Genomic DNA, 12,843 nt, shown 5'->3' with positions numbered 1-12,843 from the left:
GCCGCCGCATTCCATCGAGGCCGAACAGGCCGTGCTCGGTGGTTTGATGCTGGACAACAACGCCTGGGAACGCGTGCTGGATCAAGTCTCGGACGGTGACTTCTATCGCCATGACCACCGCCTGATCTTCCGTGCCATCGCCAAGCTGGCCGATCTGAACTCCCCGATCGACGTCGTGACCCTTGCCGAGCAATTGGACAAGGAAGGTCAGACCTCGCAAGTGGGCGGTCTGGGTTATCTCGGTGAATTGGCGAAAAACACCCCGTCGGTCGCTAACATCAAGGCCTACGCGCAGATCGTCCGCGCGCGGGCGACCTTGCGCCAGTTGATCGGCATCGCCACTGAAATTGCCGACAGCGCCTTCAACCCGGAAGGGCGTACCGCTGAAGAGATCCTCGACGAAGCCGAACGGCAGATCTTCCAGATCGCCGAGGCGCGGCCGAAAACCGGCGGCCCGGTCAGCGTCAACGACCTGCTGACCAAAGCCATCGACCGTATCGACACGCTGTTCAACACCGACAACGCCATCACCGGCCTGTCCACCGGCTACACCGACCTTGATGGCATGACCAGCGGCCTGCAACCGGCCGACTTGATTATCGTCGCGGGCCGTCCGTCGATGGGTAAAACCACCTTTGCGATGAACCTGGTGGAAAACGCGGTACTGCGCAGCGAGAAAGCCGTACTGGTTTACTCCCTCGAGATGCCAGGCGAATCGCTGATCATGCGGATGCTCTCGTCGCTCGGCCGTATCGACCAGACCAAAGTGCGGGCGGGCCGCCTGGAAGACGACGACTGGCCGCGCCTGACGTCGGCGGTCAACCTGCTCAACGACCGCAAGCTGTTCATCGATGACACCGCCGGTATCAGCCCCTCGGAAATGCGCGCGCGCACCCGACGCCTGGTGCGTGAACACGGCGAAATCGGCCTGATCATGATCGACTACCTGCAACTGATGCAGATCCCGGGCTCCAGCGGTGACAGCCGAACCAACGAGATTTCCGAGATTTCCCGCTCGTTGAAAGCCCTCGCCAAGGAATTCAACTGCCCGGTGGTGGCGCTGTCCCAGCTCAACCGCTCCCTGGAGCAACGCCCGAACAAACGCCCGATCAACTCCGACTTGCGGGAATCCGGAGCGATCGAGCAGGATGCCGACGTCATCATGTTCGTGTACCGGGACGAGGTGTATCACCCGGAAACCGAGCACAAGGGCATCGCCGAAATCATCATCGGTAAACAGCGGAACGGCCCGATCGGTACCACGCGCCTGGCGTTTATCGGCAAATACACCCGCTTCGAAAACCTTGCGCCGGGCAGTTATAACTTCGACGACGAGTAAATCCGTGAGTGTCTGTAAGGGCCTCATCGCAGGCAAGCCAGCTCCCACACTTGGAGTGTAAATACCTTCAAATGTGGGAGCTGGCTTGCCTGCGATGGCGTCACCACAATTCCGACTGCTGCCGTCGGAATTGGTCAAATTTTGTGCTATATTCCGCGCCCGCGATTTTTCATCTCAACACCGGTCATCGTCATGCAAACAGCCAAGCCGTTATTTGACTATCCCAAGTACTGGGCCGAATGTTTCGGCCCAGCGCCATTCCTGCCGATGAGCAGGGAGGAGATGGATCAGCTTGGCTGGGATTCCTGCGACATCATCATCGTCACCGGGGATGCCTACGTTGACCATCCGTCGTTCGGCATGGCGATCATCGGCCGGCTGCTGGAGTCTCAGGGCTTTCGCGTCGGGATCATTGCGCAGCCGAACTGGCAGTCCAAAGACGACTTCATGAAGCTCGGCGAGCCGAACCTGTTCTTCGGCGTCGCGGCCGGCAACATGGACTCGATGATCAACCGCTACACCGCCGACAAGAAAATCCGTTCCGACGACGCCTACACCCCAGGCGGCATGGCCGGCAAACGCCCGGACCGCGCCAGCCTGGTGTACAGCCAGCGTTGCAAGGAAGCCTACAAGAATGTGCCGATCGTACTCGGCGGCATCGAAGCCTCGTTGCGCCGCATCGCTCACTACGATTACTGGCAGGACCGTGTGCGTAACTCGATCCTGATCGACGCCGCCGCCGATATCCTGCTGTACGGCAACGCCGAGCGCGCGATCGTCGAGGTTGCCCAGCGCCTGTCGTGGGGCCACAAGATCGAAGACATCACCGACGTGCGCGGCACTGCGTTCATTCGCCGTGACACGCCTGCGGGCTGGTACGAAGTGGACTCCACGCGTATCGACCGGCCGGGCAAGGTCGACAAGATCATCAACCCGTACGTCAACACTCAGGACACCCAGGCCTGCGCCATCGAGCAGGAAAAGGGGCCCGTGGACGATCCGGAAGAAGCCAAAGTCGTGCAGATTCTGGCCAGCCCGCGCATGACCCGCGACAAAACCGTGATCCGCCTGCCCTCGGTAGAAAAGGTCCGCGGCGACGCCGTGCTCTACGCTCACGCTAACCGCGTGTTGCACTTGGAAACCAACCCGGGCAACGCTCGCGCCCTGGTGCAGAAGCACGGTGAAGTGGACGTGTGGTTCAACCCGCCGCCCATTCCGATGACCACCGAAGAAATGGACTACGTGTTTGGCATGCCTTACGCACGTATCCCGCACCCGGCGTACGGCAAGGAAAAGATCCCGGCCTACGACATGATCCGGTTCTCGGTGAACATCATGCGTGGCTGCTTTGGCGGCTGCACCTTCTGCTCGATCACCGAGCACGAAGGCCGCATCATCCAGAACCGTTCCGAAGAGTCGATCATTCGCGAGATCGAAGAGATCCGCGACAAGGTCCCAGGCTTTACCGGCGTGATCTCCGACCTTGGCGGCCCGACCGCGAACATGTACCGCATCGCCTGCAAGAGCCCGGAAATCGAATCCGCGTGCCGCAAGCCATCGTGCGTGTTCCCCGGCATCTGCCCGAACCTGAACACCGACCATTCGTCATTGATCCAGCTGTACCGCAGCGCCCGTGCGTTGCCGGGTGTGAAGAAGATCCTGATCGCTTCCGGCCTGCGCTATGACCTGGCCGTTGAGTCGCCCGAATATGTGAAAGAGCTGGTCACCCACCACGTCGGTGGCTACCTGAAGATCGCCCCGGAACACACCGAGGAAGGTCCGCTCAACCAGATGATGAAGCCGGGCATTGGCAGCTATGACAAGTTCAAGCGCATGTTCGAGAAGTACACCAAGGAAGCGGGCAAGGAGCAGTACCTGATCCCGTACTTCATCGCCGCCCACCCGGGCACCACCGATGAAGACATGATGAACCTGGCCCTGTGGCTCAAGCGCAATGATTTTCGCGCCGACCAGGTGCAGGCGTTCTATCCGTCGCCGATGGCCACCGCCACCGCGATGTACCACTCGGGCAAGAACCCGCTGCGCAAGGTCACCTACAAGAGCGATGCGGTGACCATCGTCAAGAGCGAAGAGCAGCGCCGTCTGCACAAGGCGTTCTTGCGCTACCACGACCCGAAAGGCTGGCCGATGCTGCGTGAAGCATTGACCCGCATGGGCCGCGCCGACCTGATCGGGCCGGGCAAGGAACAGTTGATTCCGCTGCACCAGCCGTCCACCGACAGCTACCAGAGCGCCCGTCGCAAGAACTCGACGCCAGCGGGCAGCCACAAGGTCGCCAAGGAAACCACCAAAATCCTTACCCAGCACACCGGCCTGCCACCGCGCGGCAGCGACGGCAGCAACCCGTGGGACAAGCGCGAACAAGCCAAGGCGGCAGCCATGGTGCGTAACAAGCAGGCGGCTAAAGAGCGCACCGACGCGGCCAAGGGCAAAGGCAAGAAGCCTGCGCGCAAGCCGGTTGTGCCGCGTTGATCGCAGCCTGAACATGCCAAACGCCAGCCTCGTGCTGGCGTTTTGCTTTCTAGGCGTTGGAGAGCCTGTTTGTTAAGGTGGCGCCCATCAAATTGCCATCGCAGGCAAGCCAGCTCCCACAGTTGACCGCGTTCTAACATTGAAACGCGGCCCACTGTGGGAGCTGGCTTGCCTGCGATGAGGCCCGTCTGGCCACCCTAACTCTCAAGGAAGAACACCCATGGGCAACCCCCTGGCCGGCATCGGCATGGACTCCAACCGCTCCCAGTTCATGGCGCGTCAGCGCATCGAAAGCCAGATCAACCTCCCGCACCTGTTCGCAGCCATCGACGCCGACCCCGGCATTGTCGGCGCAGGCGTCGTGTATATCGATGCCGATTTCAACGTCATTACCCTGCGCGAATTCAAGCCCATTTGCAGCATCAAGCCCAAGCGCATCATTTTGCGTGAAGCGCAGAGGTACATTGCGCCAACGCAGTTTGCTCAACATGTCGTGAGCAATCCTCGAGAATCGCGACTGATTGGCGAAGCCGTGAATACCGGAATCTCCTGCTTGGGGGCGGTCATCAGTTGGGCTGCGATCGCCAGTGGAACAATTCTGGTGCCTTTCAGCGCTGGCGCCAGTTCCGTCATCGTTGTAGTGGGGTATGCGGCTGCCGGCGCAAGTACGCTTCAGTGCTTTAACGGCATTGCCCGAACAGCGCTGGAAGTCGCCAAACCTGAGGTCAAGGATTCGCTCGACAGTGAAAGCTGGTACCAGAATGCGTCCATCGTGCTGGACGCCGTATCACTGGCAGGCGTGGGCGCTTCGGCCCTGACGACGGTCAAGCTGGTCAGGGCCGCCAAAGCATCGACGGGCAAGAGCCTGCGTGACGTGCTTCGCGGTTTGAATCGCCAGGAAAGAGCCAAGCTGACGAAAGAGCTGCTGAGCATCAATCATCCCAACTTGACCGCGAAGATGCTCAAATTGAGGCAGGCGTCGGGTGAGCTCACCAAGCGTTTCACCCCTACGCAGCTCAAGCACAGCACCATTACCCAGATTAAAGACGTCCTGGGCGCAAGCGTAGGATTCGGCGGGAGTGCCTACTCCGGTAACGTCAACACCATCGCGATTGGACTGTACGAGGAAGTAAGCGAATGAGCGAATTGATGACGCTACGCGACTTTTTCAGGCAATACTTTCTGACGTTTATGGGCGGCGTATTTGCTGCGTGTTTTTCTTTGGCGTTGGCTGTGGCGCTGGCGTTCATCACCTATTTTCGTGATGCGCCCATTGCTCAAGTGGGGCTCAAGATCATGTCTGTCGGGGCGCTGCTCATTCTGTTGACGGTCCATAGCAACTTTATGATTTTGCGGGGCCGACCCTCCTGGGTGTGGGTAATGGTCGGTATCTACGTCGCCTGTCTACTGTTTGTAGTTCCGATGGTTCAATTCCAGCCTCACAAAGTTCTTTATGGGTTGGCGCTGTTATTCCCATTGCTCGGATTATTGACACTTAACAGCAAGGTTCAACGAGAGATGCGCACGAAACTCGTGGGAATCCGTCGCATTCGGCAGGCGGTCAAATCAACCGTCAGATCGAGTAGTCGCATGTGAAGCAGCCGCCTTCGATAAACAGATTCCTCGCGCGCTATTTCCCGGTCTTCATGGGGGCGATATTTGCGTGCATTTTTACTCTGGTATTTGCAGTCCCGGCGTTTTTCGACAGTTATGCGCCCAATCTTTCCATGGCGGACAACGTCAAGTACTCCTTCTTCGTTGGTATCGCACTTACCCTGGTTATCGTTCATTGCAACTTCATGATTGCGCGCGGGCGTCCGCAATGGGCGCAGCCGTTGGTGGTGCTTTTGGGGCTGTGTTTTCTCGGAGTAGTGCCAACCCTCAATGATCAACCGAACAGGTTGATGTATGCCTTGAGCCTGCTGCTCCCGTTGCTTGGGCTATTGCTGCTCAACAGCAAGCGTCACCGCGAAATGCGCCAGAAGTTGCTTGAGGTGCGGCAACTGCGGGACGCCATGGTTACAGAGCGCAAATCCCGTTGACTGGGTAGATTCACCACCCATCCCACCCACTGGCGCCACAAATGTGTGCAGCTCTTGCACCGTGGCACCTACGATGGCGCCGTTTTGGTGCTGTACTGCACCGGGTCCCACGATAAAGCGCAATGACGGCCGCTCTGGCATAAGTCTTGCGCGCTTTGTTTCCATGCCCTGGCTCGCAGGAGGCCGCCGTGTCGATTCATGTCGCGTTGCACCACGTTACGCATTACCGCTACGACCGCGCTGTCGAACTCGGCCCACAGATTGTGCGTTTACGTCCGGCGGCCCATAGCCGCACGCGGATCTTGTCTTACGCGCTCAAAGTGTTGCCCGAGCAGCATTTCATCAATTGGCAACAAGACCCCCAGGGCAATTACCTGGCGCGGTTGGTGTTTCCGGAAAAAACTGACGAGCTGCGTATTGAGGTCGACCTGGTCGCCGAGATGGCGGTATTTAACCCGTTCGACTTTTTCCTTGAACCCTACGCCGAAAGAATCCCTTTCAGCTACGCCGCCGATGAGCAGCGCGAGCTGGCGCCGTACCTGGAAACCTTGCCGCTGACGCCGAGGTTTGCCGCCTACCTGGCCGGCATCGACCGCACGCCGTTGCCCGCTGTGGATTTTCTGGTGGGCCTGAATCAGCGCCTGGCCGCCGATATCGGCTACCTGATCCGCATGGAACCGGGCGTGCAAACGCCGGAGTTCACCCTGGAAAATGCGTCCGGCTCCTGCCGGGACTCGGCCTGGTTGCTGGTGCAATTGCTGCGCAACCTGGGCTTGGCGGCGCGCTTTGTGTCCGGCTATTTGATCCAGCTCACCGCCGACGTCAAAGCCCTCGACGGGCCGTCCGGCACTGAAGTGGACTTCACCGACCTGCACGCCTGGTGCGAGGTGTATTTGCCCGGTGCCGGCTGGATTGGCCTGGACGCCACGTCCGGTCTGTTCGCAGGTGAAGGGCATATCCCGCTGGCCTGTAGTCCCGATCCGTCTTCTGCCGCGCCGATCAGTGGCTTGGTGGAACCGTGCGAGTGCGAATTTACCCACGAAATGTCGGTGGAACGGATTTGGGAAGCCCCGCGCGTCACCAAGCCCTACACCGAAGAGCAATGGTTGGCGATCCAGGGCCTCGGGCGGCAAATCGACGGCGACCTGCTCAAGGACGACGTGCGCCTGACCATGGGCGGCGAGCCGACCTTCGTGTCCATCGACGACCCCGACGGCGCCGAATGGAACACCGCTGCCTTGGGGCCGGACAAGCGTCGCCTGTCTGCCGAGTTGTTCCAGCGCATGCGCGCGCATTATGCGCCACAGGGCCTGGTGCACTTCGGCCAGGGCAAGTGGTACCCCGGCGAACAACTGCCGCGCTGGTCGCTTAATTGCTACTGGCGCCGCGACGGCGTGCCGATCTGGCACAACAGCGCGCTGATCGCCGATGAGCAACAGGACTACGGCGCCGATGGCGTGCTGGCTGGGCGTTTTCTGGCCAGCGTCGCCGAACGCCTCAAGCTGCCGGCACGCTTTGTGTTCCCGGCCTTTGAAGACAACTTCTACTACCTGTGGCGCGAAGGCGCGTTACCGCAGAACGTCACCGCCCAGGACCCGCGCCTGAGCGACGACCTGGAGCGCGAGCGCCTGCGCAAAGTGTTCCGCCAGGGGCTGGATAAAGTCATCGGCCAAGTGCTGCCATTGGCGCGCACCGCCGCCAATGACCGCTGGCAGAGCGGGCCTTGGTTCCTGCGCGATAACCATTGCCGCCTGGTGCCCGGCGACTCGCCGCTGGGCTATCGTCTGCCCCTGGCTTCGCAGCCTTGGGTGACGGCGGCGGAGTATCCGTTTGTACACCCGACTGACCCGAACCAGGATCAGCCGGAACTGCCGACCACCGCGCAATTGCAAAGCCATGGCGAACCTGCGCCGAGCGATGAGCGTGAGCCGAAGGTCGATGAATCCGCCGACTGGCTGACGCGCACCGCGCTGTGTGCCGAAGCGCGGGAAGGTCGGCTGTACCTGTTTATGCCGCCGCTGGAACGCGTCGAGGATTACCTGGAGCTGGTGGCCGCCATCGAAGCCACTGCCGAGGAGATGCATTGCCCGGTGCTGCTGGAAGGTTATGAACCACCGGCCGACACGCGCCTGAGCAACTTCCGCGTTACCCCGGACCCAGGTGTGATCGAGGTGAACGTGCAGCCGTCCGCTACGTGGGATGAGCTGGTGGAACGCACCGAGTTCCTCTACGAAGAGGCGCGGCAGACTCGCCTGACCACTGAAAAATTCATGATCGACGGGCGCCACACCGGCACCGGCGGCGGTAACCATTTTGTACTTGGCGGCGCGACGCCCAAAGACTCACCGTTCCTGCGCCGGCCCGATTTGCTGCGCAGCCTGATCAGCTATTGGCATAACCATCCGTCCTTGTCGTACCTGTTTTCCGGCCTGTTTATCGGCCCGACCTCCCAGGCGCCACGGGTGGATGAGGCGCGTAACGATGCGCTGTACGAGCTGGAAATCGCCTTCGCGCAAATGCCTGCGCCAGGCGAAGACTGCCCGCCATGGCTGGTGGATCGCCTGTTGCGCAATCTGCTGATCGACGTGACGGGCAACACCCACCGTGCCGAATTCTGCGTCGATAAACTCTACTCGCCCGACGGTGCCACTGGCCGCTTGGGCCTGCTGGAACTGCGCGCGTTTGAAATGCCGCCCCACGCACGCATGAGCCTGACCCAGCAGCTGCTGCTGCGCGCCTTGGTCGCACGCTTTTGGCGTGAGCCTTACGCGCCGCCGAAACTGGCGCGCTGGGGCACCGAACTGCACGACCGTTTCCTGCTGCCGCACTTTATCGAGCAGGACTTCGCCGATGTGATCGTCGAGCTCAACGCGGCAGGTTACCCGCTGCGCGCCGAATGGTTTGCTGCGCACCTGGAATTTCGTTTCCCCAAGGTTGGCGACTACGCCGTCAGCGGTATCGAACTGGAACTGCGCCAGGCCCTGGAGCCCTGGCACGTACTGGGAGAGGAGGGCGCGGTGGGTGGCACGGTGCGTTATGTGGATTCGTCCCTGGAGCGTTTGCAGGTGAAGTTGAGCGGGTTGGCGCCGCAACGTTATCTGCTGACCTGCAACGGCATCCCGGTGCCGCTGCACGCCACGGGGCGTGTGGGCGAGTTCGTCGCCGGCGTGCGTTACCGCGCCTGGCAACCGGCCAACTGCCTGCAACCGACCATCCCGGTGCACGCGCCGCTGGTATTCGACCTGCTCGACACCTGGATGCAGCGCTCGCTGGGCGGTTGCCAGTATCATGTCGCCCATCCGGGCGGGCGCAATTACGACAGCTTGCCGGTGAATGCCAACGAAGCTGAAAGCCGGCGCATGGCGCGGTTTTTCCGGTTGGGGCATACCCCCGGAAAACTCCCGGTGCCAACGGTAGTGGTGAACGATGAGTTGCCCATGACCCTGGATTTGCGGCGTTTCCCCAATAAAAATGACTAAATGCAATTCAACTGTGGGAGCTGGCAAGCCAGCTCCCACAGTTAGATTGCAGTGAATGTGTTTTAAACTGAGCCCCCTTGCCCCTGCCGAGCGTTCCATGTCCGATTTGCTCGACCGTTACCCACTGACCGCGGGTACTTATCACGAATTGCTGGATGACAGTGGCGCCGTGCGTGCCCACTGGCGGCGCTTGCTCGATCACCTGCAACGCAGCACCCCCGCGCAACTGGCCCAGCGCCAGGCGCTGCTGACCCGCCAGATCCAGGAAAACGGCGTGACCTACAACGTCTACGCCGACCCCAAGGGCGCCGACCGCCCGTGGGAGCTGGATTTGCTGCCCCATGTGCTGGCCGCCGATGAGTGGCAACACCTGTCGGCCGGTATCGCCCAGCGTGCGCGCCTGCTCAATGCCGTACTGGCTGACCTGTATGGCCCGCAGCGCTTGATCAAGGAAGGCCTGCTGCCCGCCGAACTGGTGTTTGGTCACAACAATTTCCTGTGGCCGTGCCAGGGTATCCAGCCGCCGGACGGTGCGTTTCTGCACCTGTACGCCGTGGACCTGGCGCGCACCCCGGATGGTCGCTGGTGGGTCACCGCCGACCGTACGCAGGCGCCTTCGGGCGCAGGTTATGCGCTGGAAAACCGCACCATCGTTTCCCGCGCATTTCCGGACCTGTACCGCGATTTGCAGGTGCAGCACCTCACCGGTTTCTTCCGCACCTTGCAGGAAACCCTGGCCCGCCAGGCGCCCGGCGATGATCAGCCGCCGCTGATCGTGCTGCTCACGCCGGGGCGTTTCAACGAAAGTTATTTCGAACACCTCTACCTCGCGCGCCAGCTCGGCTACCCGCTGGTGGAAGGCGGCGACCTGACCGTGCGCGACAGCACCGTATTTCTGAAAACCCTCAGCGGCCTGCGGCGGGTGAACGCGATCATGCGCCGCCTGGACGACGACTTCTGCGACCCGCTGGAACTGCGTACCGACTCGGCCCTCGGCGTGCCCGGCCTGCTCGACGCCGTGCGCCAGGGCAATGTGCTGGTGGCCAACGCCTTGGGCAGCGGCGTGTTGGAATCTCCAGGTTTGCTTGGCTTTCTGCCGAAAATAAACGAATTCCTGTTTGGCGAAGAACTGATCCTGCCGTCCATCGCCACCTGGTGGTGCGGTGAAGCGCCGGTGCTCGCCGAGGCGCTGGAGAAACTGCCGGAGCTGCTGATCAAGCCGGCGTTCCCGTCGCAAAGTTTCGCGCCGGTATTTGGCCGCGACTTGAATGATGAGCAGCGCCAGGCCCTGGCCGAACGCATGCGCGCGCGGCCTTACGCGTATGTCGCCCAGGAACTGGCGCAACTGTCCCAGGCCCCGGTGTGGCACACCGTCGATGACCATCTGCAACACCGCGCCATCGGCATGCGTGTGTACGCCGTGGCCAGCGCTGAAGGCTATCGCGTGCTGCCCGGCGGCCTGACCCGCGTGGCGGCCGATGCCGATGCCGAAGTGGTGTCGATGCAACGTGGCGGCGCGAGCAAGGACACGTGGGTGCTCGGCGAACGTGCCATCGGCGGCGAACATTGGCGTGCACAGCGCGCCATTGGCGCCCATGATCTGGTGCGCCGCGACCCTTACCTGCCGTCGCGTGTGGTAGAAAACCTGTTCTGGTTCGGCCGTTATTGCGAGCGTTGCGATAACAGCGCGCGCTGGCTGCGTATCGTGCTGGCGCGCTATGTGGATGGCGATGATCCCCTGGCCTTGCAGGCGGCCGTCGAGTTGGGCGAGAACCTGCGCCTGTTGCCGGAGGAGGGCGAGCTGCCCGAGCGTCTGCTCGCCGCCTTGCTCGGTGATGACTGGCCCTCCAGCCTGCGCGCCAACCTGCAGCGTCTGCAGTGGGCAGCGTCCCAGGTGCGCGGCAAGTTGTCCCGGGAAAACTGGCAGGCCCTGGTGGAGCTGCAACGTGAAGCCCTGGAGCTGGAAAGCGAATCGCCGGACTTCGGCGAGTTGCTGGATTTTCTCAATCGCCTGGTGATGTCGCTGGCGGCGTTGTCTGGCTTTGCGCTGGACGACATGACCCGCGACGAAGGCTGGCGCTTCTTGATGATGGGCCGGCGCATCGAGCGTCTGCAATTTCTGAGCAGCAGCCTCGCGGCGTTCCTGCGCGGTGTGGCGGTGTTCGATCAGGCCGGGCTTGAGTGGTTGCTCGAACTGGGCAACAGCAGCATCACCTACCGGTCGCGCTACCTGGCAGTGCCGCAGTTGATCCCGGTGCTCGACCTGTTGTTGCTGGATGAGCAAAACCCGCACGCGGTGTTGTTCCAGTTGAAACTGGTCAGCCGCACGTTGCGTCGCCTCAACGATGATTTTGCCGTGCCCCGTGAAACCGGCCTGGCGCCGTTGGTGGAGCGCCTTTCGCGGTTCGACCTGGGGTGCCTGGAAAACTCGCTGTTTGGTGAGTCCAGCGTGCGTGCCGCACTGGATGGCCTGGCCGACTTGCTGCAAGCAGTCGCCGATGAGAGTGGGCAAGTGTCAGACCGCCTGGCGCTGCGCCATTTTGCCCATGTGGATGATGTCAGCCAGCAAACGGTGTCGGTGTGATGAGTGCGCGCTACCAGATTTTTCACGATACCCATTACCACTACGACAGCCCGGTGTCCCTGGCCCAGCAGCTGGCGCATTTGTGGCCACGCCCGTGCGCCTGGCAGCGCTGCACCTGGCAACAGTTGGATATCAGCCCGCAGCCTTCTTCGCGACGCGATGAGCTGGATGTGTTTGGCAACCCGATCACGCGGCTGGCCTTTGAGCGGCCCCACGATGAATTGCTGGTGAATGCCGGGCTGACCGTGGAGGTGCTGGCGCGGCCTTCACTGGATTTCCACTTGTCGCCGCCTTGGGATCAGACCTGCGACAGCCTCACTTACAGCAGCCAGGCGCTGTCGCCTGAACAGCTGGAAGCCTGTCGGTATCGATTCGAATCACCTTACGTGCACCTGAAAAATACCTTTGTGGAGTTTTCCGAAACCTGTTTCCCGCCCGGCAAGCCTTTGCTGCTGGGCGTGCAGGGCTTGATGGAAAAGATTTTCAGCGAATTCACCTTTGATGCCGAGGCCACGCAGGTTGCCACGCCACTGGTGGAGGTGCTCGAGCGCCGGCGCGGCGTGTGCCAGGACTTCGCCCACCTGATGCTCGCGTGCTTGCGCTCGCGGGGGCTGGCGGCGCGCTATATCAGTGGTTACCTGCTGACCCAGCCACCGCCCGGCCAGCCACGGCTGATCGGCGCCGATGCGTCCCATGCGTGGGTGTCGGTGTATTGCCCGGTGTCAGGCTGGGTGGATTTTGATCCGACGAACAATGTGCAGCCGGCACTGGAGCACATCACCCTGGCCTGGGGCCGTGATTTCTCCGATGTGTCGCCGTTGCGGGGGGTGATTCTGGGGGGAGGGAGCCATGACCCGGAGGTTCGGGTGACGGTGATGCCGCTGGAGTAACGGCTGGGGAGCCCGC

The 12,843-nt window shown here is 61.6% G+C and carries 8 protein-coding genes; all 8 read left to right on the top strand.

Annotation, left to right across the window (positions count from 1 at the left end):
- A partial coding sequence (gene dnaB / locus ACP7A2_RS25080; RefSeq protein ID WP_426136481.1) for a replicative DNA helicase occupies positions 1-1,339 on the top strand: 1,339 nt, incomplete at its 5' end.
- A gap of 192 nt (positions 1,340-1,531) precedes the next feature.
- Positions 1,532-3,832, top strand: a complete 2,301-nt coding sequence (locus tag ACP7A2_RS25075) for a YgiQ family radical SAM protein (protein ID WP_426136479.1) — start codon at positions 1,532-1,534, stop codon at positions 3,830-3,832.
- A 220-nt stretch (positions 3,833-4,052) separates the two neighbouring features.
- The gene (locus ACP7A2_RS25070; RefSeq protein ID WP_426136478.1) at positions 4,053-4,973 is read left to right on the top strand and encodes an NAD synthetase; all 921 of its coding nucleotides are present in this window, start codon (positions 4,053-4,055) and stop codon (positions 4,971-4,973) included.
- Positions 4,970-5,428, top strand: a complete 459-nt coding sequence (locus tag ACP7A2_RS25065; protein ID WP_314562022.1) for a hypothetical protein — start codon at positions 4,970-4,972, stop codon at positions 5,426-5,428. The genes ACP7A2_RS25070 and ACP7A2_RS25065 overlap by 4 nt, the downstream gene beginning before the upstream one ends.
- Complete coding sequence (locus tag ACP7A2_RS25060) at positions 5,425-5,874, top strand: hypothetical protein (RefSeq protein ID WP_426136477.1); 450 nt, start codon at positions 5,425-5,427, stop codon at positions 5,872-5,874. Before ACP7A2_RS25065 ends, ACP7A2_RS25060 begins: the two co-directional genes overlap by 4 nt.
- A gap of 188 nt (positions 5,875-6,062) precedes the next feature.
- On the top strand, positions 6,063-9,353 hold the full coding sequence (locus ACP7A2_RS25055) for a DUF2126 domain-containing protein (RefSeq protein ID WP_426136475.1): 3,291 nt from the start codon (positions 6,063-6,065) through the stop codon (positions 9,351-9,353).
- 97 nt (positions 9,354-9,450) lie between these two features.
- Positions 9,451-11,937, top strand: coding sequence for a circularly permuted type 2 ATP-grasp protein (locus ACP7A2_RS25050; protein WP_426136474.1), 2,487 nt, complete (start codon positions 9,451-9,453; stop codon positions 11,935-11,937).
- A complete protein-coding gene (locus tag ACP7A2_RS25045) occupies positions 11,937-12,827 on the top strand; it encodes a transglutaminase family protein (RefSeq protein WP_426136473.1) in 891 nt (296 codons plus the stop codon). Before ACP7A2_RS25050 ends, ACP7A2_RS25045 begins: the two co-directional genes overlap by 1 nt.
- Positions 12,828-12,843: the final 16 nt, after the last annotated feature.

Origin of the sequence: Pseudomonas sp. PWP3-1b2, assembly GCF_049896045.1 — a bacterium.
In the GTDB taxonomy this organism is placed as follows: Bacteria; Pseudomonadota; Gammaproteobacteria; order Pseudomonadales; family Pseudomonadaceae; genus Aquipseudomonas; species Aquipseudomonas antarctica_B.
This window is presented reverse-complemented; position numbering and strand designations above follow the sequence as displayed.